The following is a 19,310-nucleotide window of genomic DNA, read 5'->3' as shown; positions in this document are numbered from 1 at the left end:
GTCAGATACCTGCTTTGTAGAGTTGGGAAAACAGGCGCGAGCGGGTCTGTTTCGGAGAACAGAGCACGTAGCTCAGCGCCATCAGCACCAGGGTCAGGCCACCGCCCAGGGCGAGGGTGGCCAGGATGGAGAACCGCTCCTGCGGTTGAATCTCTTGGTACAGCAGCTTGCTCAGGCCCACGCCGATGGCGGTCACCACCACGGCCACCAGCAGATCCTGGTTCCAGTAGCGCTGCAGATTCGGCGCGAAGCGGCCATGCACGATCATCGGCCAGATCACGAAGGGGATCAGGCGCATGAAGAACCAGGCCAGCGCCGCGCCATAGGCGCCGTAGTGCAGGACCACCAGGATCACGATGGGCACCGAGATGGCCGCCGATACCAGGCTGTACCAGACGTGCAGGCGCAACTTGCCGTAGGCGTACTGCAGGTAGAACTGGAACTGGCTGAGGGCGAGCAGCGCCGAGCCCAGGGCGTACCAGAACAGGATCGGCTCGCTCCAGTGGGCGGAGACCTTGTCGCCGGTCCAGGCAAAGACCAGCGCCTCGCCATGGAAGGCCACCATGGCCGCCAGCGGCAGCAGGATGGCGAAGGCGAAGCGCGCCGCGTTGCGATAGAGCCGTTCCAGTTCGAGCGGCTTGTCCTGGGACACCAGCACCGTCATGCGTGGCAACAGCGCCTGCACCAGCGGATTGGTCAGGGTCACGATGCCGGTGGAGATCAGCGCCACCAGGCTGAAGTAGCCGTACTCGGCCAGGGGCAGCGCCTTAGACAGCACCAGCTTGTCGAGCTGGGTCAGGGCGATCCACAGGATCGAGGTAAAGGACATGCTCAGGGCGAAGGGCACGATGGGCTTGACCCGCTGCCAGTCGAAGCCGCTCCACCAGGTGGGGTTGGGCAGCAGGCGATAGGCCTTGAGCGCATAGACCAGCATCTCGAACACGGCGACGAAGGCCTGGAACACGAAGAAGTCCAGGGGCTCCTGGGAAATCCACATCACCAGGACCAGGCCGCCGAAGTAGCGCACCGTGGCGATCAGCACGTTGACCATGTTCAGCCAGCCGTGCAGCTCTACCCCCTGGACGCCGCTCTTGTACAGCGTCGACAGCAGGCGGAAGGCGATCATCAGCCCCATCAGGCCGATGCAGTGGGCCACGGTCTCGGTGGGCAGGCCCTGGACGTTGAGCCAATGCCCCGCCATCCACTCCGAATTCAGCTCGATGGCGACGAAGGCCAGGGTCGCCAGGGGGATGAAGATGAATTCCAGCGAGCGCAGCAGCTGGCCGCGGGTACGCCCCGCGCCGGTCTGACCGCGGCCGTGGGCGACGTCGCGGACCAGCGAGGCGGAAATGCCGACGTCGAGGAGTTGCAGCCAGGTCTGCAGCACGGCGAAGAAGCCGATCAGACCATAGGTTTCGGCACCCAGATGACCGAGATACATCGGCTGGATCAAGATGCCGATCAGCAGCGCATAGGCTTGGCCGGCATAGTTGATCAGGGTGTTGCGCAACACCGACACTTTCGCGGGACTGGTCATGGGAGATAGCGGGCCAGGGTCAGGTTAGAACAGGAGAGGAGTCGCCGGGAAAATCCCAGCTCGGCAGCAGCTGCGCCGGGGTGATGAGTGCCCGCAGGGATTCCATGCTGGTCTTTTTCTGCTGCGCCAGGAGCAGGGTGTCGATCAGCAGGTCCTGGGTCGCCTGCGGCAGGTCCGGATAGAGCGGCACGCAGAGGATGCGGTGACTCAGCTTGCGCGAGACCGGCTTGATCGCCTGGGGCTGCAGGTAATCCAGGGTTTCCAGCGACGGATAGAAGTAGCGGCGCGGATTGATGCCGACGGCGTTCAGCGCCTTCTTGGTGTCCAGCAGACTCGGCTCGTCGCGCAGGGCCACCGGGAAGTAGCTGTAGTTCAGCTGGGTCCCGTAGGTGGGGCGCTGCAGGTCGAAGGCGCCCTGCAGGCGTCTTTCATAGTGCTGACCGATGACGGCGCGGCGGGCCAGGATGTCTTCCAGCTCGTCGAGGATGCACAGCCCCATGGCCGCGGAGACCTCGTTGAGCTTGGCGTTGATGCCGACGCCCTCGATGCGCTCGGCATCGACGATGCCGAAGTTGATCATGCGGCGAACGCGCTCGGCGAGTTCGTCGTCCTCGGTGATGATCGCGCCGCCTTCGATGGTGTGGAACAGCTTGGTGGCGTGGAAGCTGACGGTGGTGATGTCGCCCCACTGCAGTACCGAGCGGCCTTCGAACAGGGTGCCGAAGGCATGGGCGCCGTCGTAGACGACCTTCAGGCCGTGGCGCTGGGCGACCTGCTGCAGGCCGCGGACGTCGCAGGGATTGCCGAACACGTGGGTGGCGACGATGGCCGAGGTATCAGGCTCGATGGCGGCCTCGACGTTGGCCGGATCCAGGTTCCAGGTTTCCGGGTGGATGTCGGCGAACACCGGCCGGATCCCTTCCCAGTGCAGGGTGCTGGTGGTAGCGACAAAGCTGAACGGCGTGGTGATGGCACTGCCGGTCAGGCCCAGGGCGCGATAGGCGACCTGCAGGGCCAGGGTACCGTTGTTGACCAGGATGATGTTTCTGACGCCCAGGTAGTCGCGCAGGCGCTCTTCGAGTTGCGCGTGCAAAGGGCCCTGGTTGGTGATCCAGTTGTTGGCGTAGATCTTGTCGATATACGCCTTGAAGCGTTCCTTATCGCCAAGGTAGGGCTTGGTCACATTGATCATGATCCGGTACCTGCTTATCGAGTCCTTGATACGTGTCGGTTCGGTCAAGCGTGCTCGGCGACCGGGCTGGCCGGTTGCCGGAAGGAGGCGCCGGGCTTGTCCAGGCGCTCCAGAACCGACTCCAGGGCCTCGCGACTGGCATCGTTGTGGAACTGCCAGACCCCGTAGATGCGTCCGGAAAAAGACGCTTCGCTTCCCAGGCGGGGATCCACCGCCAATCCCGAACCCAGGCCGAACAGGTGCAGGCCCTTGAGGCGCTGGCCGTGCTGGTCCAGCGGACTGCCGGCGGCGTCAGAGTCCAGGCCGCCGCGCAGGGTGCGCAGGGTCAGCGGCCGGCCGTCCTGGCAGCGCAGCTCGGGCACTATGGGTTGGTAACCCATGCCCTGGACCAGCAGGGCGGCGCTGTCGAACAGCGTCTGGGCGCTGGCGAGCTGGTCGGCGCTGCCATCCAGCTGCAGTGTCCTGACCTTGACCGGGGTGCCGCCGATGCCCTGACCGGCAAGGACCTGGCGACCGATCTCGTGGGCGCGGTAGCGCAGTCCGCCGGAACGGTTGACCCGCTTGGAAATGGGGCAGATGTCCTGGATCGGGTCGAAGTCGTAGCCGGCGGCCAGGGCTTCGGCGGCGGTCTCGTAGAACAGCCGGATCGGCGAGCGATGGACCAGGGTCAGCTCGCGCAGACCATCGTGGTGCAGGGCGCTGGCCAGGTTGTCCAGGGCGGAAAAGGCACTGTGGGAGCCGCCGACCACGCAGATCGGACCGCCATCCTTGAGGCGCGCCCGATAGCGCTGGCGCAGGGCCTCGGGTTGCAGGCGCAGCAGATTGTCGGAGCTGTCGATCGAGGCGCTCTGGGGCAGCTGCAGGCCCATGGCCTGGATGCTTTCCTCGAAGCTGTGGCGGGTCTGCTGGCCACCCAGGTTGAGGACCAGGCTGGAGGTGCGCACGCGGCGGATGGCACCGGCCTGTTCCAGCCAGACGACATAGCTCGAGCCTTCGCAGGTCACTTCGGTGATGCGGGTCTGGCGCCAGGTGGGGATGCCGTACTGGCGTTCGAGCCAGGGCAGGACCAGGCCGGCGGCCTGCTGGAAGAGCTGGCCGACGATGGGCAGCGCCGGCGCTTCCTGGGAATTCAGCTTGAGGTGGCGAAAGGTCGGCGAAGCCTGCAGCGGGGCCAGGATGGGCGCCAGCAGGGGATCGCGCAGGCAGTCCAGAAAGACGTCGCTGACCGAGTTGGCGATGATCTGATAGTCACCCAGCTTGCCGGCGCCGAGTTCGGTCCCGGCATCGACGATGATGGTGCCGGCCTGGGCCAGTTGCTCGAGGGCGCCACGCTTGATGGCATTGAACAGGAATCCCAGGCCCGCCGGACCGGCGCCGCCAATTAGACATCCTAATGTCGATTCCGATAGATCATTCCTTGCCATCGGGGCATCCTCTCTGTGCGCAATCGGGGCGCAATTAACGTGGTAGAAACTGGCTTTCGCAGTGCCCGGCAGTCAGCAAGAAATTCAAGAGATCGTTTTAATCTTTATTGATTGAGTGACCGTCTGATGAACGTCGGTCAGTACCGGTGCCAGCCATTGCCGGTAATTAATTCGAAAGTATCGGCGCCGGGTATACAGCAACTTGCTCACGGCCATCTGCCGAAGACTTTGCGATCTTTACCCGCTGATTCCGGCCACACTGCGTGCCGCCTTAAGGGTGCTGAAGTTCGTTTGGCTGGGCAGCCACTCGCCCGCCTGTTTCAGGCAAGACTGAAGTGGCATGAGCGAAAAGAGTTAAGTCCAGTTCAGGTGACATCCATGTAGTCCTGCAAGTGCTCGCTGGCACGGTGATCGTCCCCTGCTGTCCAGTGCCTGGGCATGGCTACCGCACAGGTTTGCCGTGTCTTGGGTGGTAACCGGTCCGGTCGGGACATGGCTACCGCACGGGTTTGCACCTGGACGGGATGAGCAGAGGGTTATTTACCGATATCAAGACCTGACAACGCAGAAAACAGGAACTTGAAAAGCCATCGGCGAGACGCAGAGGAGGGGGAGGTAATGCTGTCTTCCCTGACCTGTACGGCAGCAGGTTCAGCGCGCAATCCCAGCGCTACTTCGAACCTGGGGCAATGATTGTCAAAAGGGTTTGGACTGTCAACGCGAGGTCCGAACGGCAAATCCGGCCAGCGAGACGGCTATTAATGCCGTTGATCCGGGTGAATCGGCGGCCAAATGAGGTGTGCTTGGCAAAAAAACGGCCGAGGCCGAAGCTTTTGGTGAAGGGAGTCGCAAAGCCTCTGCCAGGCAAGGCAATAAATGTGACGAATATTTTGGCGATTAGTTAACAGAACCCAGGGGTCTAGTAGACGGCTGGCGAGCGGAAATAAATCAGCTTTTCGCTATTTAGTATTGCTAATGTTTTCCGCTGGCTTACCAGCCTGCCAGGACGGCGGGAAGCTCGCTCAAGCTGCGGACCTCCGCATCCGGTTGGCCAGGCCCCTGCCAGGGATGCTGCAGGGGATTGAACCAGACGGCGCGAATGCCCGCGCGCTGGGCGCCCTGGACGTCATCCACGGGGTTATCGCCCACGTGCACGGTGGCTTCGGCGGGAATGCCGGTGAGGCGCAGCGCTTCGCGAAAGGGCGTGGGATCGGGTTTGCCGACGCCCAGCTGCTCGGCATTCAGGGCGAAGCGGAAATAGTCGGCCAGGCCGATGGTCTGGACGTCCGCATTGCCATTGGTCAGCACCCCCAGGGTGTAGCGATCGGCCAGTTGCTCCAGGGTGGGATGGACGTCGTCGAACAGGGTGACCTGCTGGCGGGCGGCCAGATAGACCGCGAAGCCGGCTTCGGCCAGCTGCGCCGCCTCGGGTTCGCCGTAGCCGGCATCGAGCAGCGCCTGATGGATCACCCGGCGGCGCAGCTCGCTGACGCGGTGCTTGAGACCGGCGTCCTCTTGCAGCAGGCGATCGCGAATCGCCCAGAGGTGCTCGACCGGCACGCTGCCCAGCCGCGGCGCGGAGGCGGCGAACCAGTCACGCAGCAGGGCTTCGGCGGAGTGGATGACCGGGGCGATTTCCCAGAGGGTGTCGTCGAGGTCGAAGGTCACGAGGCGAATCGTCATCGGCTGGCCTTGCGCTTGGCGCGGGGGTGCGCCTTGTCATAGACCTCGGCGAGCTGGCCGAAGTCCAGGTGGGTGTAGATCTGGGTGGTGGCGATGTCGGCGTGGCCGAGCAGCTCCTGGACCGCGCGCAGATCGCCGGAGGCACTGAGCATGTGGCTGGCGAAGCTGTGCCTGAGCATGTGCGGATGCAGGTGCTGGCCCAGCTCGCGCACGCCGGCCTCGCGCACCCGCAGCTGCACCGCGCGGGGCGTCAGGCGCAGACCGCGCTGGCCGATGAACAGGGCGTCGTCACGCGGTGCGGCCTGGAGCCGGACCTTGAGCCAGGTCTCCAGGGCGTCGCGGGCCTTGCTGCCGATGGGCAGCACCCGCTCCTTGTTGCCCTTGCCGCGTACCTGGACCAGGCCCTGGGCCAGGTCCACATCCGCCAGGTCCAGCCCCACCAGCTCGGACAGCCGCAGCCCGGAGCTGTAGAACAGCTCCAGCAGGGCCTGGTCGCGCAGGGCGAAGAAGTCGTCCTCCACGGCGCCATCGAGCAGCTGCATGGAGCGGTCGACATCGAGCACCTTGGGCAGGGCCTTCTGCGCCTTGGGCGGCGAGAGGCCGTGGGCCGGGTCCTGGCTGCAGTGGCCTTCGCGGATCAGATAGAGATAGAAGCCGCGGCAGGCCGACAGCAGCCTCGCCAGGCTGCGACTGGAGGCGCCGGCCCGGTGCAGCTGGGCGATCAGGGCGCGCAGGCGCCGACTGTCCAGGCCGCCCCAGTCGCTCAGGCCTTCGGCTTCGGCGAAGCTCAGCAGCTTGCGCAGGTCGCGCCGGTAGCCGTCGAGGGTGTGGGGCGAAACCTGGCGTTCCAGGCGCAGATGATCGAGATAGGCATCGAGCTGGACCTGCATGCTCCGCTCCCGGGCTCAGCGCACCGTACGCAAGGGGACGGGAAAGCGCGGCAGGACCCGCGCCAGGACTTCCGCCACATGGCTGAGGAACAGGGTGCCCAGGCTGCTGCGATAGTGCTGGGGATCGGGGCTGCCGATCGCCAGGACGCCATGCAGGCCCTGGTGGGAGAGGGCGGCGACGGCGGCGGAGCCGACCTCTTCCTTGGCCGAATCACCGAACAGGAAGGCCAGTTCGTGGGCGCGCAGGACGCCGCTGGTGGTCTTCTCGCCGCCCAGCAGGCCACCGATCACCTTTTGCGCCTCGGCGGGGGTGACGCTGCGGCCGACCGGCAGGGGATGCTCGTGGAACAGGATGAGGCCGACGTAGGGCACCTTGAATTCATGGCGCAGGCTGTCTTCGACGGTGCCTATCACCTCTTCGAGGCTGTTGGCGTCGAGCAGGCCGATGATCAGCCGACGGGTCTTGTCGAACAGCCGGTCGTTGTCCCGCGCCACGTCCATCAGGTGGGTCAGGCGATGGCGCATCTCGCCGTTGCGATCGCGCAAGAGACCAAGTTGCCGCTCGACCAGGGAGATGGCGGTACCCCGCTGATGGGGCACGCGCATCTCCGCCAGCAGCTCTTCGCGATCGGCGAAGAAGTGCGGATGGTCCAGCAGCCAGTCGGCGACCTGGTCCGCGGTCAGTTCGGGGGTGTCGCTCATACTCTTACCTGGCCTTCGTAGACACGGGTGGCCGGACCGGTCATGAGCACCGATTGACCGACGCCGTCCCACTCGATGTTGAGCAGGCCGCCCGGCAGTTCGATGCTCACCGGCGATTTCAGCCAGCCCTGGCGGATACCGGCTACCGCGGCGGCGCAGGCACCGGTGCCGCAGGCGCGGGTTTCGCCGACACCGCGTTCCCAGACCCGCAGGCGGGCGCGCTGGGCGTCGATGACCTGCAGGAAGCCGATATTGGCCTTTTGCGGAAAGCGCGGATGGCATTCCAGCTTGGGCCCGAGGGTCAGCACCGGCGCCTGGTCGACGTCGGCGACGCGCAGCACGCCATGGGGATTGCCCATGGAGACCACCGCCAGCTCGACCGTCTCGCCCTCGACCTGGACGGCATGACTCAGGGTCTCCGTCTCGGCGATGAAGGGGATCTCGGCCGCCTGCAGGCGCGGTGCGCCCATGTCCACGCGGACCTGGCCGTCGCCCTTGAGCAGCAGCTCGATGATGCCGCCCTTGGTTTCGACGCGGATCTGCTTCTTGACCGTCAGGCGCTTGTCGAAGACGAAGCGGGCGAAGCAGCGGGCACCGTTGCCACACTGTTCGACCTCGGAGCCATCGGCGTTGAAGATGCGATAGCGAAAGTCCACGTCCGGGGTGCTGGGGGTTTCGACGATCAGCAGCTGATCGAAGCCGATGCCGGTCTTGCGGTCACTCCACAGACGGACGTGCTTGGGCTGGATGTGCGCGTGCTGGCTGATCAGGTCGAGGACCATGAAGTCGTTGCCCAGACCGTGCATCTTGGTGAAGCGCAGTTGCATGGAACTCCCCTCAGGCCGGCAGCCGGCTCTCGCCCGCGAAGAGTTCTTCCAGCGTCTCGCGCCGACGGACCAGGTGCGCCTGGTCGCCATCCACCATCACCTCGGCGGCACGGCCACGGGTGTTGTAGTTGGAACTCATGGTGAAGCCATAGGCCCCGGCGGAGCGGATGGCCAGCAGATCGCCTTCGGCCAGGACCAACTCGCGGTCCTTGGCGAGGAAGTCGCCGGTCTCGCAGATGGGGCCGACTAGGTCGTAGCGGCGGGCATCGCCCTGGCGCGCGGTCACCGGCTCCACCGCCATCCAGGCCTGGTACAGCGCCGGACGGATCAGGTCGTTCATCGCCGCATCGACGATGGCGAAGTCCTTGTGGGCGGTGTGCTTGAGGTATTCCACGCGGGTCAGCAGGACACCGGCGTTGGCCACGATGAAGCGGCCGGGTTCGAACACCAGGGTCAGGTTGCGCCCGGCGATGCGCTCGCGGATGGCCTGGATGTAGTCGCCGGCCAGCGGCGGCTGCTCGTCGCGATAGCGCACGCCCAGGCCGCCACCGAGGTCCAGATGGCGCAGGACGATACCGCGCTCGGCGAGGCGGTCGATCAGCGCCAGCAGGCGGTCGAGGGCGTCGAGGAAGGGCGGCAGGGTGGTGAGCTGGGAGCCGATGTGGCAGTCCACCCCGAGGATGTCCAGGTTGGGCAGTTCGGCGGCGCGGGCGTAGACCGCCTCGGCGTCGGCGATGTCGATGCCGAACTTGTTTTCCTTGAGGCCGGTGGAGATGTAGGGATGGGTACCGGCGTCGACGTCGGGATTGACCCGCAGCGAGATCGGCGCGACCACACCCAGCTCCGCGGCCACCTGCTGCAGCCGTTCCAGCTCGTCGGTGGATTCGACGTTGAAGCAGTGCACGCCCACTTCCAGGGCGCGGCGCATGTCGTCACGGGTCTTGCCGACCCCGGAGAACACCACCCGGTGCGGATCGCCACCGGCGGCCAGGACGCGCTCCAGTTCACCGCGGGAAACGATGTCGAAGCCGGCGCCGAGGCGGGCCAGCACGTTGAGCACGCCGAGGTTGGAGTTGGCCTTGACGGCAAAGCAGACCAGGTGCGGCAGACCGGCCAGCGCATCGGTATAGGCGCGGTACTGGCCCTCGATGTGCGCTCGCGAGTAGACGTAGGCGGGGGTGCCGAATTCCTGCGCCACGGCGCTCAGGGCTACCCCTTCCGCATGCAGTTCACCTGCACGGACAGCGAAGACTTCCATGGTGGCTCCTTAGAACACGTCGTGGCGGTGTTCTTTGGCGGCTTTCTGGTCGTCGGGCAGGTACAGCGGGCCTTTCTGACCGCAGCCGGCCAGCAGGCAGGCGCAGGCGATGAAGAGAAGAGACAGGCGCTTCATGACGCTAAACCTTTATTCAGGCGAATATTGCCCGGAGTATAACGGGGTTGAACGACTCTTTGACACGCCCGGATGGCTGAAGCGCAGCTGCCGGCCGCCGTCGCGACTGGACGTCATCTGGGCGGCCCGCTACCGTGCGGCGATTCTTTCCCTTCTTTCGAGGATCGTCATGAGCCGGCTCAGCGAAGCGCAATTCCATCACCTCGTCGACCAGACCCAGCGTCAGGTCGAGGACGCCTATGACGACAGCGGTCTGGACCTCGATCTGGAAAATGCCGGTGGCGTGCTGACGATCAAGTTCGACAACGGCAGCCAGGTCATTCTCAGCCGCCAGCCCCCGCTGGTGCAGCTCTGGGTGGCGGCGCGCTCGGGTGGCTATCACTTCGACTGGGATGGCCAGAACTGGATCTGCGACACCTCGTCCGAAACCCTCGGCGCGCTGCTGGTGCGGGTGACCCTGGAGCAGACCGGCGAGAGCGTGGCCCTGCCGGGGCTGTAACGACCTGCGGTCGGTGCGGCTTGACCGCTGCCGAGACCCCTGTGCTAGCGTGACCTGACGGCGCCTTTCGAGCGCCGTTTTCTTTTGCCGCCTCAGGCGGCTTCCCGCTGGGCGCCTGCCGCCCGTCATCCCCGGTGGTCCGGCCGCCTCCCGCGGCGGGGATCGCACCGTCTCGCCCTCCAGGAGTCCGCCATGCGCCATGCATCGCCCATTACCGTTTCCGCCGTCGACCTGCCCCGTCTCGAACGCCTGCTCGATGCCCTGCCCGAATTCGGCCCCGTGGCCGAGGCCCTGGACGAGGAACTGGCCCAGGCCCGGGTGGTGGCGCCCGAGGAGATCGGCGCGGTGGTCACCATGAATTCGCGCGTACGCTGCCGCGAGACCGATACCGGCAAGGAGTACCAGGTGGTGCTGGTCTATCCGGAGGACGCCGGTGGCGAGGGGCGGGTCTCGGTGCTGGCGCCGGCCGGCAGCGCGCTGCTCGGAGCCACGCCCGGCGAGCACCTGAGCTGGCCGGTGCCGGGTGGCAAGGAGCAGCAGGTGGAGCTGCTGGCGCTGGAGCCGGCCGAGGCCTAGTCGTCCGCGACCTCGGGCAGGTCCGGCAGGGCCCGCAACAGGCGCTCGTAGTGGGCGCCGTCGAAGGGGCGGTCGGCGTCGAGCATGGCGGCGATCTCGCAGGATAGCGCCTGGGCCATCAGCAGCACCGCTTCCTCGCGGTCATAGCCGACCAGGGTCAGCTTGTTGAGTACCGCCTGCACATAGCTCGGCTCGCCGGCGGCAAGCTGATTCTCCACCGCTTCGATTAGATGCGAGGAGACAAAGGATTCTTCGTCATCGGCGTGGTCAATCATGTCTGGATACCTTTTGTTACAGTGCGACCCCTGATGCCGGCCTGGAGTCTTCTCGATGATCACCTGCTATCGCCTGTCCGCCGACGAGCTGGTCGCCCAGCCCCTGTCGCCGGGAGACCCGCTGCCCGCGGATCTGCTCTGGGTCGATCTGCTCGACCCCAGCGAGGCAGAGGAACGCTATCTCGAACAGGCGTTGGCGATGGACATCCCCACCCGGGAAGAAATCGCCGAGATCGAGGAATCCTCGCGACTCTATCAGACCGACCAGGCCCTGCACCTGACCACCACGGTGGTCAGCGGCTTCAGTGAGCATCAGCCGCAGGCCTCGGTGGTCAATTTCGTACTGACCCCCGACTGGCTGGTGACGGTGCGCTACGCCGAGCTGGCCGCCTTCAAGGCCTTTCTCGGCAAGGCCCAGCAGCAGGCACGGCAGCACTGTCGCAGCGACGTCATCTTCGCCTCGCTGCTGGACAGCCTGGTGGACCGCGTGGCCGACATCCTCGAATCGGTGCAGGCGCACCTCAATCGCCTGGCCAAGGCGGTGTTTCGCGAACCCCTGGATCCGCAACAGGAAAAGCAGCAGCCCAAGACCGACCTGCAATCCATCGTCAAGCAACTGGGCCGCAGCAACCAGCTGTTGGCCCAGCTCAGCGAGAGCCTGCTGGGTATCAATCGCATCGTCTCCTACCTGCGCCGGGCGGGGGCGACCTGGATCTCCGGCACGGCCAAGACCTGGTTCAAGACGCTGGAACGCGACGTCCGCTCGCTGAGCGACTACCAGGCCAAGATGAACGGCGAGATCGGCTTCCTGCTCGACGCCACCCTGGGCCTGATCAGCGTGGAGCAGAACAATATCGTCAAGGTGTTCACCATCGCCTCGGTGCTGTTCCTGCCGCCGACCCTGGTGGGCACCATCTACGGCATGAACTTCAAGGTCATGCCGGAGCTGGACTGGCATTTCGGCTATCCGCTGGCGCTGGGCGCCATGGTGGTCTCGGCGCTGATTCCCTATGCCTGGTTCAAATTTCGCCGCTGGTTGTAGCCGGCGGCATCCATCGCACCTCGAGGAGGCAAAGCTATGCGTATCGGATTCATAGGCCTGGGCGGCATGGGCCAGGGCATGGCCGCCAATCTGCTCAAGGCCGGTCATGAGGTGGTGGTCTGGAATCGCTCCCCGGAGCCGGTGCAGGGCCTGGTCGCCCAGGGCGCCCGCGCGGCGGCGTCGCCCGCGGAGGCCTTCGAGACCGAGGTGGTCTTCAGCATCCTGGCCAATGACGCCGCTACCCGCGAAGTGATCCTCGACAGCGGCGCCCTGCAGCGGGCGCAGGCCGGGCTGGTCCACGTCAGCATGGCCACCCTGTCGGTGGCCCTGGTCGACGAACTGGCCGCGCGCCATGCCGAGGCCGGCGTGGGCTACGTGGCGGCGCCGGTGTTCGGGCGCACCGACGTGGCCGCCAGTGGCCAGCTCAACATCGTGGTGGCAGGGGATCCTGAGGCGATCGCGCGGGTCCAGCCACTGCTCGATGTGCTGGGGCGCAAGACCTGGCCGGTGGGCGCGGAGCCGCGGCAGGCCAATGTGGTCAAGATCGCCGGCAACTTCATGATCGCCAGCGCCATCGAGACCATGGGCGAGAGCACCGCCCTGGCGCGCAGCTATGGCGTGGAGCCCGCGGCACTCTTGGAGATCCTCACCAGCACCCTGTTCGCCGCGCCGGTGTACCAGAATTACGGGCGCCTGCTGACCGAGCGAAAGTTCTCGCCGGCGGCCTTCAAGCTCAGCCTGGGACTCAAGGACGTCGGCCTGGCCCTGGCGGCCGGCCAGGAGAAGGCGGTGCCGCTACCCTTCGCCAGCGTCCTGAGGGACAACCTGCTGGAGGCCGTCGCCCAGGGCGAAGGCGATCTGGACTGGATCGCGCTGGGGCAGCGGTCGCACAAGAAGGCCGGCCTCGACTGAGAGCCCGCTCAAAGTCTGCTGCGCGTCGGCCAAACTACGTTGAAAAGGCCTTCGGAATGCTCATTTACCACTCGTAAACTCCGCTTCCTCAGGCCTTTTCGCCTTGTTTGGCTCTAGCTCGCGAGCCTTTGAATAGGCTCTCGCGGCTACTTGCAGGCGGTGCCCAGCGCCGCCAGCGACAGCGGGTAGAATTGCAGGTTGTAGCCCGAGGTCTTGGCCTGGCTGCAGCGCTTGGTGCTGTAGAGGCCGTAGTCGATGATCATCACCGGCTTCTTCTGGGTGCGGAAGTAGCTGTAGGCGTTGCACTCGGCGTAGTCGTAGCAGCTCTCGTTGAGGGCGAAGTCGAACTTGGTGTAGAGGCTCGGCACCAGGTCGACGGCGTTCTTCAGGCCCACCAGCAGACTGCGCTTGTGCGCCTCGTCGGCCAGCCAGTTGAGGAAATCCAGCTGCTGGGCCCGGGTCAGCTTGAGGCCGTTGGGGTTGCTGAAGCCATCGACGTTGTCCGGGTCCACCCCCTGGCAGCCCTTCTGCACGGCCAGGTCCAGCCGCTTGGCCAGCAGCACGCGGACGTCGGCGCGACGGATGTCCAGCCAGCGCTCGCCTGGCCAGGCGTCCAGCGCCTTGCCCAGGGCGGCCTTGGGATAGAGGGCGGCGTCGGGCCGCCAGTCTTCCCAGGTGCCGGCGCTGAAATAGCAGATCACCGTCTTCCCATTGCCCTTCAGATTGGCGATCACCGCCTTGCTGGTGTCATAGAGATCGATGTCGTAGAGGGTGCGATTGGGCTTTTGCAGCACGCCGTTCAGCTGGACATGCCAGGTGAGCGTCTGTGGCAGCGGCGGCGGCAGGGCGGCCTGGCTGGAAGCCGCGGCGAACATTCCGCAAAGCAGGAGGGAACAGGCTGAAAGGCGCATGAGACTTGACTCGAACGGCTGGTCAAGCCTCCAGTATCGGCTGCCGGGTCTCCTTCCTGAGCACCAGTCGTCGTACCTATCAACGGCTGGTCGGCGCTCGTCCGACCGGCTTTCAGGCCTCCTGCGCGGAGACCCCTGGCCTAGAGCCCTTGCCGTCGGACCAGGCGCCTGCGGGGCGGTGGAGGGAACCCTTGTGCCCTTTGGCGCGGCCGATGAGCGGCAGGGGCGAAGTCTTCGGCCGGCGGCGTTCCCGCCCGCCCGCAGAGGGGTAGGCGAGAGGCGCAGTGGCAGGCGTTAGCGCTGGGCCAGCAGCGCGCGGCCGCGCTGCACAGCGGCGCGGACCTGGGCCGGGGCGGTACCGCCGATGTGGTCGCGGGCGTTGACCGAGCCTTCCAGGGTCAGGACGGCGAAGACGTCCTGCTCGATCTGGTCGCTGAAGCGCCGCAGTTCGTCCAGGCTCATCTCGGCCAGGTCCTTGCCGCTGTCCACGCCGTACTTGACCGCATGGCCGACGATCTCGTGGCAGTCACGGAAGGGCAGGCCCTTGCGCACCAGGTAGTCGGCGAGATCGGTGGCGGTGGAGAAGCCGCGGCGGGCCGCCTCGCGCATGATCTCGCGCTTGGGCTTGATGGCCGGGACCATGTCGGCGAATGCGCGCAGGGAGTCGCGCAGGGTGTCGGCGGCGTCGAACAGCGGTTCCTTGTCTTCCTGGTTGTCCTTGTTGTAGGCCAGCGGCTGGCCCTTCATCAGGGTCAGCAGGCCGGTGAGGGCGCCGAACACCCGGCCGGTCTTGCCGCGTACCAGCTCGGGCACGTCGGGGTTCTTCTTCTGCGGCATGATCGAGGAGCCGGTGCAGAAGCGATCGGGCAGGTCGATGAACTGGAACTGGGCGCTGGTCCAGAGCACCAGCTCTTCGGAGAAACGCGACAGGTGCATCATTGCCAGGGAGGCCGCGGCGCAGAATTCGATGGCGAAGTCGCGATCCGAGACGCCGTCCAGGGAGTTGCCGCCGATGGCCTCGAAGCCCAGCAGCTCGCAGGTGACCTGGCGCTGGATGGGGTAGGTGGTGCCGGCCAGCGCCGCGCTGCCCAGGGGCATGCGATTGACGCGCTTGCGGCAGTCGACCAGGCGCTCGTGGTCGCGGGAGAGCATCTCGAACCAGGCCAGCAGGTGGTGACCGAAGGTCACCGGTTGCGCGGTTTGCAGGTGGGTGAAGCCGGGCATGATGGTGTCGGCTTCGGTCTCGGCCAGTTGCAGCAGGCCGGCCTGCAGGCGGTTGAGCTCGACGAGGATGGCGTCGATCTCGTCGCGCAGCCAGAGGCGGATGTCGGTGGCCACCTGGTCATTGCGGCTGCGACCGGTGTGCAGCTTCTTGCCGACCACGCCCAGGCGCTCGGTCAGGCGCGCCTCGATGTTCATGTGCACGTCTTCCAGGTCGACGCGCCACTCGAAGGTGCCGGCCTCGATCTCGCTGCGGATCTCGTCCAGTCCGGCGACGATGGCATCGCGCTCGGCTTCGCTGAGCACTCCGGCCTGGGTCAGCATGCGGGCATGGGCCTGGCTGCCGAGGATGTCGTGGCGGTAGAGACGCTTGTCGAAGTCCACCGAGGCGGTGAAGCGGGCGACGAAGGCGTCGACGGGTTCGCTGAAGCGTCCGCCCCAGGACTGGTTGGTTTTTTCGCTGCTCATGGATCGGCCTGCTGCTGGGCTTGTCGGTAAGGAAAGAAGGGGGCCGATGATAGCAGTCCTGAGCGGGTGCCGGCCCGATTCAACGGAGCCGACTTGCCGACGAGTGGTATCTGACCCACACTGCCTCCATGATACTCGAACGCCGCAAAACCCCCCGACCGGTCAAGGTCGACGACTTCTTCGTCCCGGCGCTCTGCGAACCGGAGGCCCTGCTCGTGCTGGTGGTGCTGGCCGAGTTGCTGGTGCTGGTCCTGGTGCTGGCAGAACCCTTCACCCTGCAGTTCAACTGGATCCGCCTGGCGCTGGTGTCGCTGTTCGTGCAGTGGATCGTGCTGCTGTCGGCGGCGCTGCTCTGTCGCCTGCGGCCCTGGCTGGCACGCCATAGACCGGTGGTGGCGGGCGGTTTCTGCTGCGCCATCGTGGTGGCCCTGACCCTGCTCTGCACCCTGGTGGCCGACTGGCTGCAGCTGGCCGGACCGCTACAGCGGGTCGGCGAGGTGCGGCTGTACATGAGGCACGCGCTGATCGCCCTGATCATGTCCATGCTGCTGCTGCGCTACTTCTGGCTGCAGAGCCAGTGGCGCCGCCAGCAGCAGGCCGAATTGCAGGCGCGCATCGAGTCGCTGCAGGCGCGCATCCGCCCGCATTTCCTGTTCAACAGCCTGAACAGCATCGCCAGCCTGGTCGCCCTGGACGCCGACAAGGCCGAGCGCGCGGTGCTGGACCTGTCGGCGCTGTTCCGCGCCAGCCTCGCCCAGCCCGGCACCAAGGTGCGCTGGGTCGAGGAGCTGGAGCTGTCGCGGCGCTATCTGGAGATCGAGCGCCTGCGCCTGGGCGATCGCCTGCAGTTGCAGTGGGACGTGGACGGGGTGCCGGCGGACCTGCCGATTCCCCAGCTGACGCTGCAGCCGCTGCTGGAAAACGCCCTGATCTATGGTGTGGCGCCGCGCATCGAAGGGGGCCTGGTCACCATCTTCGCCACCTACCGGGAGGGGGTGTTCGAGCTGGTCATCAGCAACCCCTATGACCCCGAGGTGGAGCAGCAGCCACGCCCACCCAAGGGCACCCGTCAAGCTTTAAGCAATATCGAGGCGCGATTGACGGCACTTTTCGGACCAGCTGCGAGTCTCAAAATCGAACGCCGCGACCAGCGGCATACAACGTCTCTTCGCTATCCATGCGAGCGACTCATGCGGGAAGCCTGAGCTTATGAATGTCCTGATCGTCGATGACGAACCCTTGGCGCGCGAGCGTCTGGCCCGTCTGGTGGGGCAACTGGACGGTTATACCGCCCTGGAGCCAACAGCCACCAACGGTGAGGAAGCCCTCGCTTTGGTTGAAAACCTCAAGCCCGATATCGTCCTGCTCGACATCCGCATGCCGGGTCTGGACGGTCTGCAAGTGGCCGCGCGTCTCTGCGAGCGCGAATCGCCGCCCGCGGTGATCTTCGTGACCGCCCACGACGAATACGCGCTCGACGCCTTTCAGGTCAGCGCCGTGGGCTATCTGGTCAAGCCGGTGCGGCAGGAGGACCTGGCCGCTGCCCTGAGCAAGGCCCAGCGGCCCAACCGGATGCAGCTGGCCGCCCTGACCAAGCCGCCGGCCAGTGGTGGTCCGGGTCCGCGCAGCCATATCAGCGCCCGGACCCGCAAGGGCATCGAGCTGATCCCCCTGGATGACGTGGTCTATTTCATCGCCGACCACAAGTACGTGACCCTGAGACACTCCGGTGGCGAGGTGCTGCTGGATGAACCGCTCAAGGCGCTGGAAGACGAATTCGGTGAGCGCTTCGTGCGCATCCACCGCAATGCGCTGGTTTCCCGCGAGCGCATCGAGCGCCTGCAGCGCACGCCCCTGGGCCACTTCCAGCTGTTCCTCAAGGGCATGAACGGCGACGCCCTGACCGTCAGCCGCCGTCATGTGGCCGGTGTGCGCCGCCTGATGCACAGCATCTGACGTCGCTCGCGGGTTGGCGACCGGCGCGCAGCGGGGGAGGGGCGCCGGTCGACCTGCTATCATGGCCGGCAATCTGACGTGCCGGTAATGTCCATGCTCCGCGAAATCCGTATCGCCACGCGCCAGAGTGCCCTGGCACTCTGGCAAGCCGACTATGTGAAAGCCCGCCTCGAAGCGGCCCACCCGGGTTTGCGGGTGAGTCTGCTGCCCATGACCAGTCGCGGCGACAAGCTGCTCGACGCGCCCCTGGCCAAGATCGGCGGCAAGGGTCTGTTCGTCAAGGAACTGGAAAACGCCCTGCTCGACGGCAGCGCCGACATCGCCGTGCACTCCATGAAGGACGTGCCCATGGAATTCCCCGCAGGTCTCGGGCTGTATGCCATCTGCGAGCGGGAAGACCCGCGCGATGCCTTCGTTTCCAATCGCCATTCCGGTCTTGCCGAATTGCCCCAGGGCAGTGTGGTGGGCACCTCCAGCCTGAGGCGTCAGGCCCAGTTGCTGGCCCTGCGCCCGGATCTCGAGATCCGCTTTCTGCGCGGCAACGTCAATACCCGCCTGGCCAAGCTCGATGCCGATGACTATGACGCCATCATCCTGGCCGCGGCCGGGCTGATCCGCCTGGGCTTCGCCGAGCGCATCCGCGAATACCTGACCGTCGAAGACAGCCTGCCGGCGGGCGGCCAGGGCGCCGTGGGCATCGAATGCCGGACCGACGATGCCGAGGTCCATGCGCTGCTCGAACCCCTGCACCATTTCGACACCGAACGCCGCGTCGCCGCCGAGCGCGCCCTGAATCGGCGTCTCAATGGCGGCTGCCAGGTGCCCATCGCCTGCTATGCGGTACAGGAAGGCGAACTGCTTTGGCTGCGCGGCCTGGTCGGCCAGCCCGATGGCGGGCTGCTGCTGCGTGCCGAGGCCCGCGGCCCGCTGAACGACCCGGCCGGGCTGGGCGTGACCGTGGCCGAAGACCTGCTGGCCCAGGGCGCCCAGGGCATTCTCGATGCCGTCTATGGGGTCTCCGGCGCATCATGAGCGCCTGGCGACTGCTGCTGACCCGGCCGGCGGAGGAGAATCCACCCCTGGCCGCCGCCCTGGACACGGCGGGCATCGCCACGGCCAGCCTGCCGCTGCTGGAATTGCAGCCCCTGGCGGAAACCCCCGAACAGCGCTCACTCTGGCTCGATCTCGATCGCTATGCCGCCGTGCTGGTGGTGAGCAAGCCGGCGGCCCGCATGGGCCTCGCCGCCCTCGATCAGTACTGGCCGCAACCGCCGCTGCAGGCCTGGTTCGCCGTGGGCGCGGCCACCGCCGCCGTGCTCGAAGACTATGGACTGCAGGTGCACCATCCCCAGCGTGAGGACAGCGAAGGCCTGCTGGCCCTGCCGGCCTTGCAGGAAGCCCTAGAGCGCCCGGCGCCCGAGGTGCTGCTGCTGCGCGGAGAGGGCGGCCGCGACCTGCTGGTCGACACCCTCACCGCCCGCGGCGCCCGCGTCGAGGTGCTCGAACTCTATCGCCGCCAGTGCCCGGACTACCCCGCAGGGCAGGTCCTAGAGACCCTGGCAGCGGAACGCCTGAATGCCATCATGGTCAGCAGTGGGCAGGGTTTCGCGCATCTGCAGGCCTGTGCGGGTGCGGATTGGCCCGCGGTGCGCCGTTATCCCCTGCTGGTACCCAGCGCCCGTGTGGCCGAACTGGCTCGTGCCAGCGGCTGCGAGCTCATCATCGAGTGCCAGGGCGCCAGCGCCGGCGCCCTGATCGCCGCGCTTGCCCATCACCATCCGGATTGACCCTACAAGGAATTC

At 66.2% G+C, this 19,310-nt stretch carries 20 protein-coding genes; 8 read left to right on the top strand and 12 right to left on the bottom strand.

What is annotated here, in order from left to right:
* Window position 1 precedes the first annotated feature (1 nt).
* The 9 genes from QKY98_RS03450 to lptM form a co-directional block, all read right to left on the bottom strand.
* Window positions 2–1,537, bottom strand: coding sequence for a lipopolysaccharide biosynthesis protein (locus tag QKY98_RS03450; RefSeq protein ID WP_027600347.1), 1,536 nt, complete (start codon window positions 1,535–1,537; stop codon window positions 2–4).
* A 19-nt stretch (window positions 1,538–1,556) separates the two neighbouring features.
* Window positions 1,557–2,729: a DegT/DnrJ/EryC1/StrS family aminotransferase gene (locus QKY98_RS03445; RefSeq protein WP_007161385.1), complete on the bottom strand. Its 1,173-nt coding sequence runs from the start codon at window positions 2,727–2,729 to the stop codon at window positions 1,557–1,559.
* A gap of 44 nt (window positions 2,730–2,773) precedes the next feature.
* Window positions 2,774–4,153: a hypothetical protein gene (locus tag QKY98_RS03440; protein WP_027598161.1), complete on the bottom strand. Its 1,380-nt coding sequence runs from the start codon at window positions 4,151–4,153 to the stop codon at window positions 2,774–2,776.
* Window positions 4,154–5,143: 990 nt separating this feature from the next.
* Window positions 5,144–5,836: an HAD family hydrolase gene (locus tag QKY98_RS03435; RefSeq protein WP_042135278.1), complete on the bottom strand. Its 693-nt coding sequence runs from the start codon at window positions 5,834–5,836 to the stop codon at window positions 5,144–5,146.
* A complete protein-coding gene (gene xerC / locus QKY98_RS03430) occupies window positions 5,833–6,726 on the bottom strand; it encodes a tyrosine recombinase XerC (protein WP_042135280.1) in 894 nt (297 codons plus the stop codon). Before xerC ends, QKY98_RS03435 begins: the two co-directional genes overlap by 4 nt.
* A 15-nt stretch (window positions 6,727–6,741) precedes the next feature.
* Window positions 6,742–7,428, bottom strand: a complete 687-nt coding sequence (locus tag QKY98_RS03425; protein WP_007161381.1) for a DUF484 family protein — start codon at window positions 7,426–7,428, stop codon at window positions 6,742–6,744.
* Window positions 7,425–8,255: a diaminopimelate epimerase gene (gene dapF, locus QKY98_RS03420; RefSeq protein WP_284670338.1), complete on the bottom strand. Its 831-nt coding sequence runs from the start codon at window positions 8,253–8,255 to the stop codon at window positions 7,425–7,427. The genes QKY98_RS03425 and dapF overlap by 4 nt, the downstream gene beginning before the upstream one ends.
* A 10-nt stretch (window positions 8,256–8,265) precedes the next feature.
* A complete protein-coding gene (gene lysA, locus QKY98_RS03415) occupies window positions 8,266–9,513 on the bottom strand; it encodes a diaminopimelate decarboxylase (RefSeq protein ID WP_027600344.1) in 1,248 nt (415 codons plus the stop codon).
* Between the two features lie 9 nt (window positions 9,514–9,522).
* Window positions 9,523–9,648, bottom strand: coding sequence for an LPS translocon maturation chaperone LptM (gene lptM / locus QKY98_RS03410; RefSeq protein ID WP_007161378.1), 126 nt, complete (start codon window positions 9,646–9,648; stop codon window positions 9,523–9,525).
* 169 nt (window positions 9,649–9,817) lie between these two features.
* Here lptM and cyaY point away from each other — a divergent pair, with 169 nt between their 5' ends.
* Together cyaY and rnk are read left to right on the top strand one after the other, a co-directional pair.
* Window positions 9,818–10,147: an iron donor protein CyaY gene (cyaY, locus tag QKY98_RS03405; protein ID WP_027598165.1), complete on the top strand. Its 330-nt coding sequence runs from the start codon at window positions 9,818–9,820 to the stop codon at window positions 10,145–10,147.
* A gap of 192 nt (window positions 10,148–10,339) precedes the next feature.
* Complete coding sequence (rnk, locus tag QKY98_RS03400) at window positions 10,340–10,723, top strand: nucleoside diphosphate kinase regulator (protein WP_007161376.1); 384 nt, start codon at window positions 10,340–10,342, stop codon at window positions 10,721–10,723.
* On the opposite strand, the gene QKY98_RS03395 is transcribed toward rnk, so the two are convergent.
* The gene (locus QKY98_RS03395) at window positions 10,720–10,998 is read right to left on the bottom strand and encodes a hypothetical protein (protein WP_027598167.1); all 279 of its coding nucleotides are present in this window, start codon (window positions 10,996–10,998) and stop codon (window positions 10,720–10,722) included. The two genes, rnk and QKY98_RS03395, sit on opposite strands and share 4 nt — an antisense overlap.
* A gap of 55 nt (window positions 10,999–11,053) precedes the next feature.
* Here QKY98_RS03395 and QKY98_RS03390 point away from each other — a divergent pair, with 55 nt between their 5' ends.
* Window positions 11,054–12,040, top strand: a complete 987-nt coding sequence (locus QKY98_RS03390) for a magnesium transporter CorA family protein (RefSeq protein ID WP_007161374.1) — start codon at window positions 11,054–11,056, stop codon at window positions 12,038–12,040.
* Between the two features lie 36 nt (window positions 12,041–12,076).
* The gene (locus QKY98_RS03385; RefSeq protein WP_027598168.1) at window positions 12,077–12,952 is read left to right on the top strand and encodes an NAD(P)-dependent oxidoreductase; all 876 of its coding nucleotides are present in this window, start codon (window positions 12,077–12,079) and stop codon (window positions 12,950–12,952) included.
* A 146-nt stretch (window positions 12,953–13,098) separates the two neighbouring features.
* Here the strand turns inward: QKY98_RS03385 and QKY98_RS03380 are convergent, their stop codons facing one another.
* Both QKY98_RS03380 and argH read right to left on the bottom strand, forming a co-directional pair.
* Entirely contained in the window at window positions 13,099–13,827 is a 729-nt protein-coding gene (locus QKY98_RS03380; protein WP_027598169.1) for an endo alpha-1,4 polygalactosaminidase, read from the bottom strand.
* A 330-nt stretch (window positions 13,828–14,157) separates the two neighbouring features.
* Complete coding sequence (gene argH / locus QKY98_RS03375) at window positions 14,158–15,552, bottom strand: argininosuccinate lyase (RefSeq protein WP_284670337.1); 1,395 nt, start codon at window positions 15,550–15,552, stop codon at window positions 14,158–14,160.
* Window positions 15,553–15,680: 128 nt separating this feature from the next.
* Here argH and QKY98_RS03370 point away from each other — a divergent pair, with 128 nt between their 5' ends.
* The 4 genes from QKY98_RS03370 (at window position 15,681) to QKY98_RS03355 (ending at window position 19,295) form a co-directional block, all read left to right on the top strand.
* A complete protein-coding gene (locus QKY98_RS03370; protein WP_007161370.1) occupies window positions 15,681–16,757 on the top strand; it encodes a sensor histidine kinase in 1,077 nt (358 codons plus the stop codon).
* A gap of 4 nt (window positions 16,758–16,761) precedes the next feature.
* Window positions 16,762–17,508 carry a LytR/AlgR family response regulator transcription factor gene (locus QKY98_RS03365; RefSeq protein WP_007161369.1) on the top strand — a complete coding sequence of 249 codons (747 nt, stop codon included), beginning with the start codon at window positions 16,762–16,764 and terminating at the stop codon, window positions 17,506–17,508.
* A 93-nt stretch (window positions 17,509–17,601) separates the two neighbouring features.
* Complete coding sequence (gene hemC, locus QKY98_RS03360; protein WP_037007646.1) at window positions 17,602–18,540, top strand: hydroxymethylbilane synthase; 939 nt, start codon at window positions 17,602–17,604, stop codon at window positions 18,538–18,540.
* Window positions 18,537–19,295: a uroporphyrinogen-III synthase gene (locus tag QKY98_RS03355; RefSeq protein ID WP_042135284.1), complete on the top strand. Its 759-nt coding sequence runs from the start codon at window positions 18,537–18,539 to the stop codon at window positions 19,293–19,295. Before hemC ends, QKY98_RS03355 begins: the two co-directional genes overlap by 4 nt.
* The last annotated feature ends 15 nt before the right edge of the window (window positions 19,296–19,310 follow it).

Origin of the sequence: Pseudomonas sp. HR1, assembly GCF_030175875.1 — a bacterium.
GTDB lineage: Bacteria > Pseudomonadota > Gammaproteobacteria > Pseudomonadales > Pseudomonadaceae > Chryseomonas > Chryseomonas oryzihabitans.
The sequence above is the reverse complement of the archived record's forward strand: the minus strand, read 5'-3'. Positions and strand labels throughout refer to the sequence as shown.